This window comes from Stenotrophomonas sp. Marseille-Q4652 (assembly GCF_916618915.1).
GTDB lineage: Bacteria > Pseudomonadota > Gammaproteobacteria > Xanthomonadales > Xanthomonadaceae > Stenotrophomonas.
In genome coordinates, this window is the sequence record NZ_CAKAKE010000001.1 from 1375380 (window position 1) to 1394017 (window position 18638).

18 protein-coding genes and 4 tRNA genes are annotated in these 18638 nt (G+C 67.7%); 7 read left to right on the forward strand and 15 right to left on the reverse strand.

What is annotated here, in order from left to right; all coding sequences use genetic code 11:
- Window positions 1–84 precede the first annotated feature (84 nt).
- Window positions 85–1974 carry a DNA topoisomerase IV subunit B gene (gene parE / locus LG380_RS06420; protein WP_225764084.1) on the forward strand — a complete coding sequence of 630 codons (1890 nt, stop codon included), beginning with the start codon at window positions 85–87 and terminating at the stop codon, window positions 1972–1974.
- Window positions 1975–2161: 187 nt separating this feature from the next.
- Here parE and LG380_RS06425 read toward each other — a convergent pair whose 3' ends face one another.
- Complete coding sequence (locus LG380_RS06425) at window positions 2162–3283, reverse strand: inorganic phosphate transporter (RefSeq protein WP_225764085.1); 1122 nt, start codon at window positions 3281–3283, stop codon at window positions 2162–2164.
- 12 nt (window positions 3284–3295) lie between these two features.
- The gene (locus LG380_RS06430) at window positions 3296–3922 is read right to left on the reverse strand and encodes a pit accessory protein (RefSeq protein ID WP_225764086.1); all 627 of its coding nucleotides are present in this window, start codon (window positions 3920–3922) and stop codon (window positions 3296–3298) included.
- 282 nt (window positions 3923–4204) lie between these two features.
- On the opposite strand from LG380_RS06430, the gene LG380_RS06435 reads away from it, so the two are divergent.
- The gene (locus LG380_RS06435; RefSeq protein WP_225764087.1) at window positions 4205–5515 is read left to right on the forward strand and encodes a hemolysin family protein; all 1311 of its coding nucleotides are present in this window, start codon (window positions 4205–4207) and stop codon (window positions 5513–5515) included.
- Window positions 5499–6152 carry an exopolysaccharide biosynthesis protein gene (locus tag LG380_RS06440; protein WP_225764088.1) on the forward strand — a complete coding sequence of 218 codons (654 nt, stop codon included), beginning with the start codon at window positions 5499–5501 and terminating at the stop codon, window positions 6150–6152. Before LG380_RS06435 ends, LG380_RS06440 begins: the two co-directional genes overlap by 17 nt.
- A 3-nt stretch (window positions 6153–6155) precedes the next feature.
- On the opposite strand, the gene LG380_RS06445 is transcribed toward LG380_RS06440, so the two are convergent.
- From LG380_RS06445 to LG380_RS06460, 4 genes are all read right to left on the reverse strand, one after another.
- A complete protein-coding gene (locus tag LG380_RS06445; RefSeq protein WP_225764089.1) occupies window positions 6156–6653 on the reverse strand; it encodes a pyridoxamine 5'-phosphate oxidase family protein in 498 nt (165 codons plus the stop codon).
- Window positions 6654–6724: 71 nt separating this feature from the next.
- On the reverse strand, window positions 6725–7717 hold the full coding sequence (locus LG380_RS06450; protein ID WP_225764090.1) for an LLM class flavin-dependent oxidoreductase: 993 nt from the start codon (window positions 7715–7717) through the stop codon (window positions 6725–6727).
- Between the two features lie 105 nt (window positions 7718–7822).
- The gene (locus LG380_RS06455; protein ID WP_225764091.1) at window positions 7823–8584 is read right to left on the reverse strand and encodes a sulfurtransferase; all 762 of its coding nucleotides are present in this window, start codon (window positions 8582–8584) and stop codon (window positions 7823–7825) included.
- A gap of 44 nt (window positions 8585–8628) precedes the next feature.
- Window positions 8629–8991: a DUF6164 family protein gene (locus LG380_RS06460; RefSeq protein WP_225764092.1), complete on the reverse strand. Its 363-nt coding sequence runs from the start codon at window positions 8989–8991 to the stop codon at window positions 8629–8631.
- Between the two features lie 62 nt (window positions 8992–9053).
- Between LG380_RS06460 and LG380_RS06465 the strand changes: the two genes are divergently transcribed.
- Complete coding sequence (locus LG380_RS06465) at window positions 9054–9485, forward strand: FKBP-type peptidyl-prolyl cis-trans isomerase (RefSeq protein WP_225764093.1); 432 nt, start codon at window positions 9054–9056, stop codon at window positions 9483–9485.
- 8 nt (window positions 9486–9493) lie between these two features.
- Window positions 9494–10738 carry a TIGR03862 family flavoprotein gene (locus LG380_RS06470; protein ID WP_225764094.1) on the forward strand — a complete coding sequence of 415 codons (1245 nt, stop codon included), beginning with the start codon at window positions 9494–9496 and terminating at the stop codon, window positions 10736–10738.
- A gap of 18 nt (window positions 10739–10756) precedes the next feature.
- Here LG380_RS06470 and LG380_RS06475 read toward each other — a convergent pair whose 3' ends face one another.
- The 5 genes from LG380_RS06475 to LG380_RS06495 all read right to left on the reverse strand — a co-directional run bounded on the left by LG380_RS06475 (window position 10757) and on the right by LG380_RS06495 (window position 15801).
- Window positions 10757–12379, reverse strand: coding sequence for an FMN-binding glutamate synthase family protein (locus tag LG380_RS06475; RefSeq protein WP_225764095.1), 1623 nt, complete (start codon window positions 12377–12379; stop codon window positions 10757–10759).
- A 27-nt stretch (window positions 12380–12406) separates the two neighbouring features.
- Window positions 12407–13696 carry a nucleotide sugar dehydrogenase gene (locus LG380_RS06480; protein ID WP_225764096.1) on the reverse strand — a complete coding sequence of 430 codons (1290 nt, stop codon included), beginning with the start codon at window positions 13694–13696 and terminating at the stop codon, window positions 12407–12409.
- A 57-nt stretch (window positions 13697–13753) separates the two neighbouring features.
- Window positions 13754–13840: transfer RNA gene (locus LG380_RS06485), tRNA-Leu, on the reverse strand.
- A gap of 68 nt (window positions 13841–13908) precedes the next feature.
- Window positions 13909–15318, reverse strand: coding sequence for an oxygen-independent coproporphyrinogen III oxidase (gene hemN, locus LG380_RS06490; protein ID WP_225764097.1), 1410 nt, complete (start codon window positions 15316–15318; stop codon window positions 13909–13911).
- A gap of 63 nt (window positions 15319–15381) precedes the next feature.
- Entirely contained in the window at window positions 15382–15801 is a 420-nt protein-coding gene (locus LG380_RS06495) for a group III truncated hemoglobin (protein WP_225764098.1), read from the reverse strand.
- A 185-nt stretch (window positions 15802–15986) separates the two neighbouring features.
- Between LG380_RS06495 and LG380_RS06500 the strand changes: the two genes are divergently transcribed.
- Both LG380_RS06500 and LG380_RS06505 read left to right on the forward strand, forming a co-directional pair.
- A complete protein-coding gene (locus LG380_RS06500; RefSeq protein ID WP_225764099.1) occupies window positions 15987–16295 on the forward strand; it encodes a hypothetical protein in 309 nt (102 codons plus the stop codon).
- Entirely contained in the window at window positions 16292–17395 is a 1104-nt protein-coding gene (locus LG380_RS06505; protein WP_225764100.1) for a 4Fe-4S dicluster domain-containing protein, read from the forward strand. The genes LG380_RS06500 and LG380_RS06505 overlap by 4 nt, the downstream gene beginning before the upstream one ends.
- 108 nt (window positions 17396–17503) lie before the next feature.
- On the opposite strand, the gene LG380_RS06510 is transcribed toward LG380_RS06505, so the two are convergent.
- The 4 genes from LG380_RS06510 to pgsA all read right to left on the reverse strand — a co-directional run bounded on the left by LG380_RS06510 (window position 17504) and on the right by pgsA (window position 18637).
- Window positions 17504–17577 (reverse strand) — tRNA-Cys (locus LG380_RS06510).
- 80 nt (window positions 17578–17657) lie between these two features.
- A tRNA-Gly gene (locus tag LG380_RS06515) sits at window positions 17658–17733 on the reverse strand.
- Between the two features lie 159 nt (window positions 17734–17892).
- A tRNA-Gly gene (locus LG380_RS06520) sits at window positions 17893–17968 on the reverse strand.
- Window positions 17969–18019: 51 nt separating this feature from the next.
- Entirely contained in the window at window positions 18020–18637 is a 618-nt protein-coding gene (pgsA, locus tag LG380_RS06525) for a CDP-diacylglycerol--glycerol-3-phosphate 3-phosphatidyltransferase (RefSeq protein ID WP_225764101.1), read from the reverse strand.
- Window position 18638: the final 1 nt, after the last annotated feature.

Consider the following 18638-nt stretch of genomic DNA (forward strand, 5'->3'; position numbering starts at 1 on the left):
CCCGGCCACGGACTGAATGTCCCACGTGCAAAAAGGGCCGGCAGACCGCACACTCCCCCGTCGTTTCGCGCCAGCTCGAGATCCATGAATACCCGTTACAACGCCGCCGACATCGAAGTCCTCTCCGGTCTGGACCCGGTCAAGCGCCGGCCGGGCATGTACACCGATACCAGCCGCCCGAACCACCTGGCCCAGGAGGTTATCGACAACGCGGTGGACGAGGCCCTGGCTGGCCACGCGAAGACGGTCGAGGTGACCCTGTACAAGGACGGCAGTTGCGAGGTGTCCGATGACGGCCGCGGCATGCCGGTGGACATCCACCCCGAGGAAGGCATCCCCGGCGTGGAGCTGATCCTTACCCGCCTGCACGCGGGCGGCAAGTTCAGCAACAAGAACTACACCTTCTCCGGCGGCCTGCACGGCGTGGGCGTGAGCGTGGTCAACGCGCTGTCGACCCTGGTCGAGGTCCACATCAAGCGCGATGGCGCCGAGCACCGCATCACCTTCCGCAACGGCGACCGCGCGACCCCGCTGGAGGTCGTCGGCAGCGTCGGCAAGAAGAACACCGGCACCCGGGTGCGTTTCTGGGCCGACCCGAAGTACTTCGACACTCCCAAGTACGCCGTGCGCGCCCTGCGCCACCTGCTGCGCGCCAAGGCCGTGCTGTGCCCGGGCCTGACGGTCAAGCTGACCGACGAGGCCACCGGCGAGGTTGATACCTGGTATTTCGAGGATGGCCTGCGTGACTACCTCAAGGCCGAGCTGGGCGAGCTGGAAGTGCTGCCGGCCGAGCTGTTCGTCGGCCACCTGAAGAAGGACACCGAGGTGGTGGACTGGGCCGTGGCCTGGCTGCCGGAAGGCGAGCTGGTGCAGGAGAGCTACGTCAACCTGATTCCCACGGCCCAGCACGGCACCCACGTCAACGGCCTGCGCACCGGCCTGACCGAGGCGCTGCGCGAGTTCTGCGACTTCCGCAACCTGCTGCCGCGTGGCGTCAAGCTGGCCCCGGAAGACGTCTGGGACCGCGTGTCGTTCGTGCTGTCGCTGAAGATGACCGACCCTCAGTTCTCCGGCCAGACCAAGGAGCGGCTGTCCTCGCGCCAGGCGGCCGGTTTCGTTGAGGGCGCCGCGCATGACGCCTTCAGCCTGCTGCTGAACCAGAACGTCGAACTGGGCGAGAAGATCGCCCAGCTGGCGATCGAGCGCGCCAGCGCCCGCCTGAAGACCGAAAAGCTGGTCGTCCGCAAGAAGGTCACCCAGGGGCCGGCCCTGCCCGGCAAGCTGGCCGACTGCATCAGCCAGGACCTGTCGCGCACCGAGCTGTTCCTGGTGGAGGGCGACTCGGCCGGCGGCAGCGCCAAGCAGGCGCGCGACAAGGACTTCCAGGCGATCATGCCGCTGCGCGGCAAGATCCTGAACACCTGGGAAGTCAGCTCCGGCAGCGTGCTGGCCAGCGAGGAAGTGCACAACCTGGCCATCGCCATCGGCTGCGACCCGGGCAAGGACGACATCTCCGGCCTGCGCTACGGCAAGGTCGTGATCCTGGCCGATGCTGACTCCGACGGCCTGCACATCGCCACCTTGCTGACCGCGCTGTTCCTGAAGCACTTCCCCGCGCTGGTCGAGGCCGGCCACGTGTTCGTGGCGATGCCGCCGCTGTTCCGCGTGGACGTGGGCAAACAGGTGTTCTACGCGCTGGACGAGGAAGAGAAGCGCTCGATCCTGGAGCGGATCCAGCGCGAGAAGATGAAGGGCCAGGTCAACGTCACCCGCTTCAAGGGCCTGGGCGAGATGAACCCGTCGCAGTTGCGCGAGTCGACCATCCACCCGGATACCCGCCGCCTGGTGCAGCTGACCATCGACGACGGCGAGCAGACCCGCTCGTTGATGGACATGCTGCTGGCCAAGAAGCGCGCTTCTGACCGGAAGGGGTGGCTGGAGACCAAGGGCGACCTGGCCTCGCTGGAGGTCTGATCCCGGCCGGTCATCATCGCGGGCCGTGGCGACGGCGTTGGATCGCTGCGACCGGCAGGTGCTGCATGGCGCGGGCGACCTGGGTTCCCTGGAGGTCTGATTCGACCCCTCGAACCGACGTCTTGGCCGCGTCACCCGACAAAAAAGCCCACCTTCCGGTGGGCTTTTTCGTGCGCCGGGGGCTGGCTCAGTGCCAGCCGGCCAGCGAGAACAGCTGGAGGATCAGGTAGGCACAACCGGCCGCGGCCGGAATGGTCAGGATCCACGCCCATACGATGCGCTCAATCACCCCGAACCTCAGCGAACGGGGGTTCTTGGCAAAGCCCACGCCCATGATCGCCGTGGAGATGCTGTGGGTGGTGGAGACCGGCATGCCGAAGTGCGCGGCCAGGGTCAGGATCGTGGCCGAGCTGGTTTCCGCGGCAAAGCCGTGGATCGGGTGCAGCTTGACCATCTTGTGGCCCAGGGTCTTGATGATCTTCCAGCCGCCCGAGGCGGTGCCGGCGGCCATCACCACCGCACAGGTCAGCACGATCCACATCGCGATACCGTCGCCGGCGCTTGCGTCCGGGTGCATGAAGCCCAGCCAGGACGGCAGGTTGTCCAGCGCACCGGTGGCTTCGGCGCCGATCAGGGTCATGGCGATGATGCCCATGGTCTTCTGCGCGTCGTTGTGGCCATGGGCAAAGCCCATGTAGGCCGCCGAGACGATCTGGGCCTTGCCGAAGAAGGCGTTGACCCAGCGCGGACGCGCCAGCCGGCCAACCGCGCCGCCGACACGGGCCAGGCCGGCGATCATCGCCCACAGCGCCACCATCACCACGATGCCGAGCACGAAGCCGGCGATCGGCGAGGTGATCATCGGCAGGAACACCTTCCACAGCAGACCCTTGTTCTGCGCCCAGTTGCCCAGGCGCTCGGACCAGATCAGCGCGTCCCAGTTGTTGTGGGCCGCGGCCAGGCCGGCGCCGCACAGGCCGCCGATCAGTGCGTGCGAGGACGAGGACGGCAGGCCCTTCCACCAGGTGATCAGGTTCCAGACGATGCCACCCAGCAGCGCGCACAGGATCACCTGCGGCGTCACGGCGACCACGTCGGAATTGAGGATGCCATTGGCGATGGTCATGGCCACCGCGGTACCGGTCAGCGCGCCGATCAGGTTCATGCCCGCGGCCAGCATCACCGCCGAACCCGGGGACAGCACCTTGGTGGCAACCACCGTGGCAATGGAGTTGGCGGTGTCGTGGAAGCCGTTGATGAACTCGAAGACGAGCGCGGCCAGGATCACCACCAGCACTAGGGTGAGCATCAGTGATTCCCGTCAGCTGTTCTTGAGCACGATCTGGTAGGCGACGACGCCCGCCTCGCGGCAGCGGTCGATGGCCTTTTCCAGGATCTCGAAGAATTCCTTGAGCAGGAACATCTGCAGGTTGTCCAGGCGGCCGGAATAGATGTCGCGATACAGCTCGAGCATCAGCCGGTCGGCCTCGTTCTCCAGCGAGCGCAGCTTGTCGTTGAGCGTGGACATGCGGTCCAGGTTCATGTGGCGCAGGTCGGCCACCATTTCCACCACCACGCCGGCGGCCTGCTCGAGCATCGCCGCGCGGGGCGCGAAGTCGATGTGCTCCAGGTGCTGGATGGCCAGCGAGTAGCGATCGGCGAACTTCTCGATCTGCTTGGGGATCTTGTACAGCGCCGAACCCAGCGCCTCGATGTCCTCGCGCTCGATCGGGGTCATGAAGCTGTCCACCAGCGCCTGGCTGATCTTGTCCGAGGCCGCGCGCTCGCGCAGGCGGGCCAGCTTGAACGCATCCAGCGCCGGCTGGCGATCAGCTTCGCGCATCATCGCGTGGAGTGCCTTGGCACTGTCGAAGGCGGCCTGTGCGGCCTCGTCCAGCAAGGTATAGAACTGCTTGCCGGAACCGAAAATGGTCTGCAACGAGAACATGGGGAACCTATCAGCCGTCGCGGGGAGGACGGCGCCGGGCGGAATTATGACTGCTTGGGTACCCCCGTGGTAACCCGGGCCCCGACCCGGCCGCCGCGGCGTGAAGCAGGCGTTGCCGTCGCCCCGGGTGCTTTTGCTAAGATGCCCCGGCGCCCAAGGCGCATCCTATGGACGACGACCCTCATCCCCCGCCACGACATGGCGCCGCCGCTTCCGGCGGACAGTTCACGCAACTCGGCTTGACGCCGGCCGTTCCCCTGCCACCAACCGGGGACGACACCCGTGTTTGAATTCCTGATTGTCATCTGCCTGATCCTGCTCAACGGGTTCTTCGCCATGTCCGAGATGTCGGTCATGACTTCGCGCAAGAGCCGCCTCAAGCAGCAGGCCCTGCACAGCAAGCGCGCCGCCCGCGCCCTGGCCTTGGCCGAGAAGCCCGAGGCCTTCCTGTCCACGGTCCAGATCGGCATCACCCTGATCGGCATCCTGACCGGCGTGTTCGGCGGCGAGTCGATCGGCCGCAGCCTGGCCGGCTGGATCCACCTGGTATCGCCGGGCTTCACCTATGCCGAACCGGTCGGCAAGGGCGTGGCCGTGGCGCTGATCACCTACCTGACGCTGATCTTCGGCGAGCTGGTGCCCAAGCGCCTGGCGATTGCCCGTTCCGAGGACATTGCCGGGTTCGTCGCCCTGCCGATGCGCTTCCTGGCCGCCCTGGCCTACCCGTTCGTCTGGCTGCTGTCGCGCTCGACCCGGCTGGTGCTGCGCATGCTGGGCCTGGGCAAGGAACAGGCCGAGGCAGTGACCGAAGAGGAAATCCGCATGCTGGTGGCCGAAAGCCACGAGCAGGGCGTGATCGACGCCCACGAGCGCGACATGATGAACCGCGTCATGCGCCTGGGTGACCGCACCGCCGACAGCCTGATGACCCCGCGCAACCGCATCGCGTGGCTGGACATCAACGCCGAGGAGGAAAAGAACCTGCAGACCATGCGCGAACACGCGTTCTCGCGCTATCCGGTGTACCGCGACAGCGACCAGGACATCGTCGGCATCCTCGAGGTCAAGACGCTGGCTACCCATCTGCAGGATGGCGCACCGTCGCTGTTCACGCAGCTGCGCGACACCCTGTTCGTGTCCGAATCCACCCATGCGATGAAACTGCTGGAGATCTTCCGCGAGGAACAGCAGTCGATGGCGCTGGTGGTGGACGAATACGGGGAGATCCAGGGCCTGGTCACCGTGAGCGACCTGATGGGTGCGGTGCTGGGCCGGCTGCAGGCGGTGGAGAATACCGACGAGGACGCGCTGGTGGTGACCCGCGAGGACGGCTCGCTGCTGATCGATGGCTCGCTGCCGATCGACGAGCTGCGCGACCTGCTGGGCGGGGCCGACCTGCCGCACGCCGAGGAAGGCGACTACCACACGCTCGCCGGAATGTGCATCTACTACTTCGGCCGCATCCCGCACGTGGGCGAGTACTTCGACTGGGCGGGCTGGCGCATCGAGATCATCGACCTGGACGGGGCACGCATCGACAAGCTGCTGCTGCGGCCCGTGGCCGAGGACGCAGCCGATGACACCACCGGTTGAGCCCACGCCCGGCGGGCATACCGGTTACCGCAACGAGGGCATCCGCTCGTTGCTGGACATCTTCGCGCAGGGCGACCCGCAGGAGCACCTGGGCCTGGGTGACATCCTGGCCGACCTGCAGCAGGGGGCGTTCGGCGTATTCCTGTTCATCGCCATCCTGCCCTCCTTCGTGCCGATCCCGGGGGTGGGCGGCGCGGTAAGCGGCCCGCTTGTCATCATGATCGGCGTGCAGATGCTGCTGGGCCTGCGCAAGCCCTGGCTGCCGGGTTTCATCGGCCGACGCGGCCCCTACCGTAGTACCGTGCAGCGCTTCCTGCACCGGATCTCGCCGCCGCTGCGGCGGCTGGACCGCATGCTCAAGCCGCGGCTGGCCCTGCTGCTGGAGCCCCTGCCGGCGCAGATGCTCACCGGCCTGCTGCTGGTGCTGACCGGGGTGCTGCTGTCGTTGCCGATCCCCTTCACCAACTACCTGTTCGGCTTCCAGCTGTTGCTGTTCGCACTGGCCCTGCTGGAGCGCGACGGCGCGCTGATGCTGTTCAACTGGATCGGCGCGATCGCCGCCATCGTGTTCTTCGGCTTCAGCTCCGGGCACCTGATCGGCTTCCTTGCCGAGCTGTACCAGCGCTGGTTCGGCTGAACCTCAGCGCAGGTCGATGCGGCCGTTGTCGGCCATCGGCGCGTCGCCCTCGGTAGCGGCGGACAGGACGAACGACAGCGCCTTGCCCAGCCAGGTACCGGGACCATCCCAGTACTGCGCCGACAGCGCGCGCACGTGGATCAGGCGCAGCGACGGATCATCCTTGCCGCCCGGGAAAAACAGACCCATTGCCGGCGACCACAGTTGCTCGATCTTCGCGCGGTCATCGACCACCCGGGCGGTGCCGGACACGGACACGTAGGTATTGCCCGAGGGCGAGGCATAGGCGACGTTGACCCACGGGTTGCGCTGGATCTCGGCGACCTTGGGGCTGTCGACGGCGGTGGCGAACCACAGGTCGCCGTCGAAATCCACCTGCTGGGTACCCAGCGGACGGCTGTAAAGCTGCCCGTCCAGGCCGACGGTCGTCAACATCGCCACCTCCACGTCCTTGATCAGGCCCGCGAGGTGGGCAATGTGCTGCTGGCGTTCGTCGTTCATGGCAGGGCTCCGTTGAAGATCCTGCCGATGAGACCTTTTCTGCTGCCAAGGCAGCGTGAGTGCTGCGTGGGTCAGCCGCCCAGGTCGCGCCAGGCCTGCATGGCCAGTTCGAACGAGCGGAGCCGCGCGGCGTGGTCGAACACATTGGCGGTGAGCAGAAGCTCGTCCGGGCGATGGCGCTCGACAAACTCCGCCATGCCCTGCCCGACCTGCTCGCGGTCACCCAGCACGGTGCAGGACAGTGCACGCTCGACGCCAAACTTCTCGTGCGGCTCCCAGAAGTCCTCGATGTCATCCACCGGCGGCGGGATCAGTCCCGGCTGGCCGCGGCGCAGCCTGACGAAGCTCTGCTGCTGGCTGGTGAACAGGCGCTTGGATTCCTCCAGCGAATCGCTGGCAACCACGTTCAGCGCAAGGATCACGTAGGGCTTCTGCAGGCGCGATGACGGGCGGAACTCGCGGCGGTAGGCCTCCACCGCCTCGTCCATCGCATCCGGGGCGAAGTGCGAGGCAAAGGCGTACGGCAGGCCCATGGCCGCGGCCAGGCGCGCGCCGAACAGGCTCGACCCCAGCAGCCACACCGGCACCGGGATGCCGGCACCGGGCACCGCGCGCACAGCCTGCCCGGACTGTGCCGGCTCAAAGTAATGCAGCAGTTCGCGCACGTCCTGCGGGAACTGGTCGGCCGCGTCGAAATAGCGCCGCAGCGCGCGGGCGGTCGGCTGGTCGGTGCCCGGCGCGCGGCCCAGTCCCAGGTCGATGCGGTCCGGATACAGCGAGGCCAGCGTGCCGAACTGCTCGGCCACCTGCAGCGGCGAATGGTTGGGCAGCATGATGCCGCCGGCACCGACGCGGATGCGCGAGGTGCCGCCGGCGACATGGCCGATCAGCACCGCGGTGGCGGCGCTGGCGATGCCCGGCATGTTGTGGTGCTCGGCCAGCCAGTAACGGTGGTAGCCCAGGGCGTCGGCGCGCTGGGCCAGTTCGAGCATGTTGGCGAACGCCTGGGTGGGAGTGCTGCCCTCGCACACGGGGGCGAGGTCGAGAATCGACAACGGGATCATCAGCGGGTTTCCATCAGGTGACCTGCCCGACATGGGGCCTGGCCCCCACATTGCCAGCCTGCCGGTGCAGGTGGCGGCCACAACACTGAATCCCGCCGGCGAGCCTCAGGCGGCGCCAGCGGCCGGCTGCTCGATATCCACCAGCGGCCTGAGCTGCGGATCCAGGGCCACGCGCTCGTCGAACACGAAGCAGCGACCCTCGTACCCCTCCCCGCCCACGGCCTCGAAGTAGCCGAGGATGCCGCCATCGAGCTGCAGCACGTTGTCCATGCCGTCGTTGCGCATCCACAGCGCGGCCTTCTCGCAGCGGATGCCGCCAGTGCAGAAGCTGACCACGGTGCTGTCGCGCAAGGCCTCGCGGTGCGGGGCCAGTGCGGCCGGCAGGTCGGTGAACTTCTCGATCGGCAGGGTCAGTGCGCCGGCGAAGGTGCCGTGCTCGATTTCCTGGCCGTTGCGGGTATCAAGCATCACCACCGGCTTGCCATCGTCGTCGTGCCCCTGGCGCAGCCAGCGCCGCAGGGTTTCCGGGTCGACAGCGGGCGCACGTGGATAATCCAGCGGCTGGCCGTCATCGCGGCGGAAGCTGATGATTTCCGGCTTGACCTTGGCCTTGAGCCGCGCAAACGGCTGCATGTGGCTGTAGCTGTACTTGACCCGCATCGAAGCGAATCGCGCGTCGGCGTGCAGCGCGGCGTAGAAGGCATCGATGCCCTGCTCCGACCCGGCGAGGAACAGGTTCACGCCCTCGACGGCAACCAGGATGGTGCCGCGCAGGTCGTTGGCGCGCGCCGACTCCAGCAACTGGTCGGCCAGGGCCTGTGGGTCGTCGATGGGGGTGAAGTGGTAGGCAGCGGTATTGGCGATCATCCGCGCATTTTAGCCGGGGGCCGCCGCTGTCGCCGCCGCCGGGTTCAGCGCAGCAGCACGAACGGCAGCAGGACCAGCGAGGCCACCAGCAGCATCGCCAGCAGCGTGGACAGCACGTACAGCGGACGGCGGCGCAGCAGGCTGGCGAAGGTCTCCGCGCTGCCGTCCTCCAGTGCCTGCGCCCGTTCGGCGCGCACGCGCTGGGCCCGCTCACCCTGGTAGACGGCCATCAGCGCCTTCGCCCTCGGGTGGTCGGCATCCTCGCGCACCCAGATGCCGCCGGCCGAGATCCCCATCGGGCTGGGTTGGGTGGCATACCAGGCGATGCCGTTGGCATCGAGCAGCGCGCACACGTCATCGGCCTCGTCTTCGGCCACGTTGCGCAGGTTGAGCAGCAGTTTGGACATGCGCCGATGATACCCGCCGCCGATGCGCTAACCTTGCACGCCCCTCTCCACCGGATGCGACGATGCGCCGCCTGCTGATCCCGCTGCTGCTTTCCCTGCTGGCCGCCTGCACGCCTCCGGGTCCGCCGCCGGGCGGCACGATTGCCGAATTCCGGAAGCTCGACACCGAGGTCGGCAGCGGTGCCGAAGCGGTGCCGGGCACCAACGTCACCGTGCACTACACCGGCTGGCTGTACGACGAAAACGCCGCCGACAGGCACGGGCAGAAGTTCGACAGCTCGCTGGACCGCGGCGAGCCCTTCACCTTCCCCCTGGGCGGCGGCCGCGTGATCCGCGGCTGGGACGAGGGCGTGGCCGGGATGAAGGTCGGCGGCAAGCGCACCCTGATGATCCCGGCCGAATACGGCTACGGCGCACGTGGTGCCGGCGGCGTGATCCCGCCTAATGCCTCGCTGGTGTTCGACGTGGAGCTGCTGGGCGTCGCCCCACGCTGAGCCTTCTCATGAGCAGTACGCAAAACGTGCGGGTGGCCGTGGTCGGCGGCGGTCCGGCCGGGCTGATGGCCGCCGAGACCATCCGCGCCGCTGGCCATGCCGTGGACCTGTACGAGGCCAAGGGATCGCCGGGTCGCAAGTTCCTGATCGCCGGCAAGGGCGGCCTCAACCTGACCCATTCCGATCCGCGCCCGCTGTTCGACAGCCGTTACCGTGAGCGCACCAACGAGGTCGGCAGCTGGCTGGACGATTTCGACGCCGACGCGCTGCGCGACTGGGCGCGCGGCTTCGGTGTGGATACCTACGTCGGCAGTTCCGGCCGGGTGTTCCCGGTCGACCGCAAGGCCGCGCCGCTGTTGCGCGGCTGGGTGCGCCGGCTCAAGGACAACGGCGTGCAGTTCCATGTCCAGCACCGCTGGCTGGGTTGGGACGCGGATGGCGCATTGCGCTTTGCCACGCCCGAAGGTGAAACGACGGCCCACGCCGACGCCACCGTGCTGGCGCTGGGCGGCGGCAGCTGGCCGGAGCTGGGATCCGATGGCGCCTGGACCGGGGTACTGGCCGCGCGCGGCATCGACATTGCCCCACTGCAACCGGCCAACTGCGGGTTCGACGTGGCCTGGACGCCGTTCTTCAGCCAGCGCCATGCCGGCGCGCCGTTGAAGCCGGTCATCGCCCACTGGACCGACCTGGACGGCCAACCCCGCTCGCTGCAGGGAGAATGCGTGGTCACCACCACCGGCATCGAGGGCAGCCTGGTCTACGCGATCGCCGCCGACCTGCGCGACAGCCTGGTCCGCGACGGCCAGGTCCGCCTGCACCTGGACCTGGTGCCGGGCCAGTCCCACGAGACACTGCTGGAAAAACTGGCAAGGCCGCGCCAGGGCCGCAGCTTCGGCGAGCACCTGCGTCGCCAGGCCGGCGTGGACGGGGTCAAGGCTGCCCTGCTGTTCGAGGTGCTGGGCCGCGAGGCCGGACAGCACCCGCCTGAGGAAATCGCCCGCACGCTCAAGCACCTGCCGCTGGACCTGCTGCGTCCGCGACCGATGGCCGAGACAATCAGCACCGCCGGCGGCGTGCGGCTGGAGGCGCTGGACCAGCGGCTGATGCTGCGGCAACTGCCCGGCACCTTCTGCGCCGGCGAGATGCTGGACTGGGAAGCGCCGACCGGCGGCTACCTGCTCACCGCCTGCTTTGCCAGCGGGCTGCGCGCCGGGCGTGGCGTGCTGGACTGGCTGCAGCACCGCGCCTGATCGCCCGGCTGCCGAGCGTCAGCGGCTCTTGCTTGTCCGCAGGGCATGGATGCGCGCCGGCGGCCGGAACGAATCGCTTCGCGCGTCATGCCAGTAGTCGCGGAACACCGCGTGCTCGGGATGCCCGGTGAGCAGCTCGCCCGGCTCCAGGAAGCGGTACAGCGAGGCCAGCGAACGGATTTCCACCGGCGAGACGCGGCGGATGATGTGCTCCGGGCCCAGCTCGGCCGGCGAATTGAGCCCGGCCGCGCACAGCAGGTCACGCAGCGCGCGCACCGTGTTGAGGTGGTAGTGCTGCACGCGCGTGGCCTTGTCGGCCGGGTCCAGCTTGCCCCAGCGGCCGCGGTCCTGGGTGGCAATGCCGGTCGGGCAGCGGTCGGTGTGGCAGCTCAGCGACTGGATGCAGCCCAGCGCGAACATGAAACCACGCCCGGCATTGCACCAGTCCGCGCCCATGGCCATGGTCCGGGCGATGTCGAAAGCGCTGGTGACCTTGCCGGCAGCCCCGAGCCGGATGCGCTCGCGCAGGTCCAGCCCGACCAGGGTGTTGTGCACCAGCATCAACGCCTCGTGCATCGGCAGGCCGACGTGGTCGATGAACTCCGCCGGCGAGGCACCGGTCCCGCCTTCGGCACCGTCGACGACGATGAAGTCCGGCAGCAGCCCGGTTTCGTGCATGGCCTTGGCGATGCCGAACCATTCCCAGGGATGGCCAATGGCCAGCTTGAAGCCCACCGGCTTGCCGCCGGACAGCTCGCGCAGGCGGGCCACGAACTCCAGCAGGCCCACCGGGGTGGAGAACGCCGAATGCTTGGACGGGGAGACGCACTCCACGCCCACCGGCACGCCACGGGTCACCGCGATCTCGGGACTGACCTTGGCCGCGGGCAGCACCCCGCCATGGCCCGGCTTGGCGCCTTGCGAGAGCTTGATCTCGATCATCTTCACCTGGTCGAGCGTGGCGTTGGCCACGAAGCGCTCCTCGCTGAAACCGCCCCGCTCGTCGCGGCAGCCGAAGTAGCCCGAGCCGATTTCCCACACCAGGTCGCCGCCATTCTCGCGGTGGTAGGGCGAAATCGAGCCCTCGCCGGTGTCGTGGTAGAAGCCGCCGCGGCGCGCGCCTTCGTTGAGCGCACGCACGGCGTTGGCCGACAGCGAGCCGAAGCTCATCGCCGAGATGTTGAATACGCTGGCCGAATAAGGCTGGGCGCAGTCCGGCCCGACCAGCACGCGGAAGTCGTGGTCGACGATCTGGGTCGGCGCCAGCGAGTGGTTGATCCACTCGTAATCCACCGCGTAGGTGCTGCGCAGGGTGCCGAACGGCACCACGTCCATCTCGTTCTTGGCGCGCTGGTAGACCAGGGCGCGCTGCTGGCGCGAGAACGGCACGTCCTCGACATCGCTCTGCACGAAATACTGGCGGATCTCCGGGCCGATGGACTCCAGCCCGTAGCGGAAGTAGGCCAGCACCGGGTAGTTGCGGCGCAATGTGCTGCGCTTCTGCAGCACGTCCCAGGTACCCACCGCGGCGAGGAAGGCGAAGATCGCCACGCCCCAGCCCCAGGCCGGCCAGATCGGCGTCAGCGCCAGGGACAGCAACAGCATCGCAATGACGGCGACGTAACCCAGGTAACGGTGCATCGCGTTCCTCCAGGGGGGCAGCCCAGTCTACAACCGGTCGTCGACCGCCTCCCGCGGCCACGCCGACTTGACGTCGTAGACCACCGCGCCCGGCTTGCCGAGGTTGCGTACCTGCGGGGCGTCCATGGCGCGGTACTGCTCGTGGGCCACGGCCAGCACCACCGCGTCATAGCTGCCTGCCTCCGGCGCGGCGGCCAGCTCCACGCCATGGCGTCGCGCCAGCGCGACGTCGGCCCATGGATCGCAGGCATCGACGCGCGCGCCGTCGGCGGCCAGCGCCTGCACCAGCTCCAGCGCGCGGCTGTTGCGCAGGTCCGGGCAGTTCTCCTTGAAGGTGACGCCCAGCACCAGGATCCGCGCCTGCGCCACTTCGATGCCGCGCTCGCCCAGCAGGGTGCGCACCCGCTCCACCACGTGCGCGCCGACGCGGTTGTTGACCTGGCGCGCGGTGTGGATCAGGTCCGGGTGGTAGCCCACGCTCTCGGACTTGTGCAGCAGGTAGTACGGGTCCACGCCGATGCAGTGCCCACCGACCAGGCCGGGGCGGAACGGCAGGAAGTTCCACTTGGTGCCGGCGGCCTCGAGCACGTCCTGGGTATCGATGCCCAGCTTGTCGAAGATCAGCGCCAGCTCGTTGACCAGGGCAATGTTGACGTCACGCTGGATGTTCTCGATTACCTTGGCCGCCTCGGCCACGCGGATCGACGGCGCACGCCAGGTGCCGGCGGTGATGATCCGTGCGTACAGTGCATCGACCACGTCCGCGGCCAGCGGCGTGGAGCCGGAGGTGATCTTGCGGATGTCCGGCAGGCGCCGCTGCCGGTCGCCCGGGTTGATCCGTTCCGGGCTGTAGCCGCAGAAGAAGTCCTCGTTGAAGCGCAGGCCCGAACCGGCTTCCAGCAGCGGTACGCACACTTCCTCGGTGGTGCCCGGGTACACGGTGGATTCGTAGATCACCAGGTCGCCGCGCTTGAGCACCCGGGCGATCAGCGTGCTGGCATCACGCAGCGGCTGCAGGTCCGGCTGTTCGTAAGCGTCGATCGGCGTGGGCACGGTGACGATGAACACGTTGCGCCCGGCCAGCTCGTCCGGATCGGCGGTGTAGCGAGCATGCACGCCGGCGCGCAGCTCCTCGTCCTCCAGCTCCAGCGTGTGGTCATAGCCGGCCTGCAGCTGGGCGACGCGCGCGAGGTCGATGTCATAGCCCAGGGTGTCCAGTGACTTGCCGAATTCCACCGCCAGCGGCAGGCCCACGTAGCCCAGGCCGATGATGGCGATGCGCGGCGAGGCCGCGGCGGAAATCAAATCGGCGCTCATGCCGTTCCTTGCAGGTGGGATCGGCCCCGGCGATGGGCCGGAGCCTGGTAGCGATGATGGTGCCCGGAGCCGGAATCGAACCGGCATGGGGTCGCCCCCGGCGGATTTTAAGTCCGATGCGTCTACCAGTTTCGCCATCCGGGCATCGCGATAGCGTGCCTGATCCCCGCGGGATTGTGAAATCCCGCGTCCCGGAAACGTGTTCCAGGTGCTCAGATCGCCCGCGAATAGCGCGCCGGCTGCCCGGGCTGCTGCAGGTAGTGGTCAAAGCACATCGCCAGCAGGCGCAGCAGCGGGCGCCCGGCGGTGGTGGCACGGATCACGCCGGCGCGGTACTCGGCCAGGCCGTCATCCTGCAGCACCCGCAGCGCCTGCAGTTCGCCGGCGAAGTAGGCATCGAAATCAATGCCGTGGCGGGCGGCGAGCTTGCCGGTATCCACCATCCCCTGGCACATCAGCTGCTGGATCAGGTCCGCGCGCAGCAGGTCGTCGGACGACAGCTCCAGCCCGCGCCATACCGGGATCCGGCCCTCGTCCACTGCCGCTTCCCAGCCCGGCAGGTCGCGCGGGTTCTGGCTGTAGGTGTTGTCGATATGGCTGATCGCGCTGACGCCCAGCCCCACCAGGTCGGTCTGCGCATGGGTGGTGTAGCCCATGAAGTTGCGGTGCAGGCTGCCGGCGCGCTGGGCCAGCGACAGGTCCTCGCCAGGCAGCGCGAAGTGGTCCATGCCGATGTACTGGTAACCGGCCAGCGCCAGCCGCCGCACCGCCAGGCCGAGCAGCGCCAGCTTGCGTTCGGCGCTGGGCAGCTCGGCATCGGCGATCTGCCGCTGCGCGCGGAACATGTGCGGCAGGTGGGCGTAGCCGTAGATCGCCAGCCGGTCCGGGCGCACCGCGACCACGGTTTCCAGGGTGCGCCCAAAGCCCTGCAGCGATTGCCGCGGCAGGCCGTAGATCAGGTCGACGTTGACCGAGCGGATGCCGTACTTGCGGCAGGCCTCGATGATGGCCAGGGTCTGCTCCACCGACTGCTCGCGGTTGATCGCCTTCTGCACTTCCGCATCGAAGTCCTGCACGCCGAGGCTTGCACGGTTGAAGCCCAGCTTTGCCAGCACCGCAATGTCGTCGGGCGTGACGAAGCGCGGGTCCAGCTCGATGGAGAAGTCGCGCTCGGCGCGCTCGCTGAAGCGGAAGCGCTCGGCGAGCCCTTCGATGAGCATGGTCAGCAGTTGCGGCGACAGGAAGTTCGGCGTGCCGCCACCCAGGTGCAGCTGGATGACCTCGCGGCTTTCGTCGAACAAGGGCGCCACCGCATCGGCTTCGTGCAGCACGCGTTCGACATAGGCCTCGCCTTTGGACGCATCGCGGGTGATCACGCGGTTGCAGCCGCAGTAGAAACACGGGCTGCTGCAGTACGGGACATGCACGTACAGCGACAGCGCACGCCCGGACGCATTGCTGCGCGCTATCGCCTGGCCCAGTTCGGCGGCACCGAAGCCATCGTGGAAATGCGGCGCGGTCGGATAGGAGGTGTAGCGCGGACCGGGCCGGTCATGCCGGCGCAGCACCCGTGGATCGAAGGTCCAGCCAAGCGGGGACGGAATCGGGGTCATGGTGTCCATGCCCCCAGCTTGACGCCGGCCCCGCGCGCACGCCTTGAGCCAGATCAATCTCCGGCCCGGCGTTCAGGAACCGCGCCCGTGCAGCGGCAGTGTCGGCCAGCGCGACATCTGGAACCGCCGCCAGAAGTTGTCGGCAATCCGCGCGGCGGCTTCGTTGGCGACCTTCTCCATGCCGGGGTTGCCCAGGCTGGCAGCGGCCTGCCGGAACAGCTCCAGCCAGCGCTCGAACAGGGCCTGGCTGAGCTCGTCTATTGCCATGTGCTTGCCCATGGGCGAGCCATTGAACCGGCGCGTGCCTCGCAGCAGGGCCGACCAGAAATCCACCAGGTGGGCCATGTGCGCATCCCAGTCGTGCACGCGGGCGGCAAACACCGGCCCAAGCATGTCGTCCTCCCGCACCCGCGCATAGAAGCCGTGCACCAGGGCGGTGACTTCCTCCTCGCTGCAGAGGTCGGGGCCGGGTTGCGGGAGCGTGGTGTCCAAGGAGGGTTGCCATCAGGGGGCGCGCGAGCGCCAATGAACGGGGCCGCGAGGCCATTGATCATGATCAATGTCCCCCGGGGCACACCTGCCTAGTCTTCGCAGGGTCAGGTGGAGCGCCTGCACGGCGCCGACGCCTCCTCCCATGATATCGCCCGCGGTGTCGGGCCCGCCCCCCGGACTTTGCCATGAGCGACTTGGACTTCCTTCCGCAACGCCCTGCCCGCCGGCCGCTGGTCCAGCGGCTGGGCACGGTACTGTGGCCCAGTTTCCTGGCCGCAGCCCTCGCCACCGGCGCGTTCTTTGCCTTCGTCGACCCGCTGCAGCTGCGCGACATCACCTTCCCCGACCATTCGCTGAGCCGCGAGCTGGGCTATACCGGCGGCTTCTTCATGTTCTGGGCCGTTACCACGCTGTCCAGCGGCCTGACCAGCTTCCTGCAGCGCCCGCTGCAGGCCGGGGACGAGGGCGAAAACGAACAGGACACGCTGGAATGAGCTCGCTGCGCAACCTGCCCCTGCAACTGGTCCTGGTGGAGGAATCGGCCAGCGGGCAGAACCTGCCCACGCCGCCGGCCCAGGGGAGCAACCAGCGCTGGCAGCGGCGCCTGGCCGGTGCCCTGCTGCTGTTGTTCTACGGCCTGCCTTGGCTGGACTGGAATGGTCGCCAGGCCGTGCTGCTGGACCTTCCCGCCCGCCGCTTCGACTTCTTCGGCCTCACCCTGCTGCCGGGTGATTTCGGCTGGCTGGTGTGGGCCGCAGTGGTGGCAATCGCGGGCCTGTGCCTGCTCACCGCCAGCGCCGGACGCGTGTGGTGCGGGTTTGGCTGCCCGCAGACGATCATGAGCGGCATCTACCGCGCGATCGAACGCCGCACCGCCCCGGGTACTCCGCCGCAACTCGTTGCCCGGCACATCATCTGGGCCGCGATCGCGATCTGGACCGGCGTCACCTTCGTCGGCTTCTTCTCGCCGATCCGCGCCCTGCTCGCCCATACCTGGCCGCTGTCATGGAGCTCCTGGGAGATCTTCTGGGCCAGCTTCTATGCACTGGCAACCTGGGGCAACGCGGGGTTCCTGCGCGGCCAGGTCTGTACCTACCTGTGCCCCTACGCGCGGATGGAGCGCCTGCTGTGCGACCACGTCACGCCACGTGTCGGCTACGACCCGCGCCGCGGCGAACCACGCGGTCCGCACCAGCCAGGCCTGCCCAGCGTCCTGGAGCGTGCCCGCGGCCTGCTCGACCCCACCACGGCACGCGACTACGCCTTCCGTGCCACCCACGCCGAACTGGCCGGCCCGATGCCGCGCTTCAGTCCCGAGCACCTGGGCGACTGCGTCGATTGCCGGCAATGCGTGCAGGCCTGTCCGCAGGGCCTGGACATCCGCGCCGGCCGCGATGCGCACTGTACCGACTGTGGCGCCTGCATCGATGCGTGCAATACGCGCATGGCGCGCCTGCAATTCCCGACCGGGCTGATCCGCCGCGTTGGCAGCAGCGACGTGGCGCGCATGCGAAGGATGCGGCCGCGCATCGCCATTCCAACGGCGGCGCTGATCCTGTTGCTGCTGGGCGGGGCACTGGCCCTGCTGTTCTGAGCCGGGTCGGCGGCCGCCATGCCGGCAGCCGCCGCCGCGACAGGACAAGCGGCATTCCACCGGACGCCCAAACGAAAAAGCCCCCGCACTGCGGGGGCTTTTCGAATATGGAGGCCTGGGTCGGAATCGAACCGGCGTACGCGGATTTGCAATCCGCTGCATAACCACTCTGCTACCAGGCCGGTGCTTCTGGATTCTACCGAAAATCCGCTTTTGCGGACCCCGATATTACAAGACCCCGCGAGCGGGGTCTTGAAGAATCTGGAGCGGGAAACGAGACTCGAACTCGCGACCTCAACCTTGGCAAGGTTGCGCTCTACCAACTGAGCTATTCCCGCTTGGGAGCCACGCATTGTACAGATGAATCGTGCAGTGCGCCAGCTTTTTTAACAACTTTCTTCACTTTGCAGGTGTCTTCTTTCGAAGATCCGCATCGCCACCAGGCTGATGCGCTGCCTGCACCCCTGATCGAAAAATCCTTGGTGAAATCTTCGATCTGGAGCGGGAAACGAGACTCGAACTCGCGACCTCAACCTTGGCAAGGTTGCGCTCTACCAACTGAGCTATTCCCGCTTGGGGAGGCGAAATTCTACATGCTAACCATGCCCTGTCAACAGTCCTTTTTTACTTTTTTTTGCTCTGTTCGCGCGCGGCCTTTTCATCCTCGCGCAGGCTTGGCCATGCGGCGTGCAGGTACTGGATTCCGGACCACAACGTGAGCACCGCGGCGATAGCCAGCGTCCAGTCGCCGATATGGAAAATCGGCTCGCCCATCCAGATCTCGCGCGTGGCGGTCATGCCTGGCGTGACCGAGTACAGCAGGCACAGCAGCGCCACCATCTGCGCGGTGGTCTTGATCTTGCCGATCATCGCAACACGCACCTTGGCGCGCTGCCCGATCTCGGCCATCCACTCGCGCAGCGCCGATACCGCGATCTCGCGACCGACGATGACCGCCGCCCAGAACGCCATCCACGGCGTCGGGTGACCCTGCACGATCAGGAACAGCGCAACGGCCACCATCAGCTTGTCGGCCACCGGGTCCAGGAACGCGCCGAAGGCCGAATGCAGTTCGTAGCGACGCGCAATCCAGCCGTCCAGCCAGTCGGTGATGGCCGCCAGGCCGAAGATCGCGGCGCAGGCGAAGTTCGTCCACTTGTAGGGAAGATAGAACACCAGCACCAGCACCGGAATCATCACGATCCGCAGCAGGGTCAGCCAGGTGGGGACGGTCAATTTCATG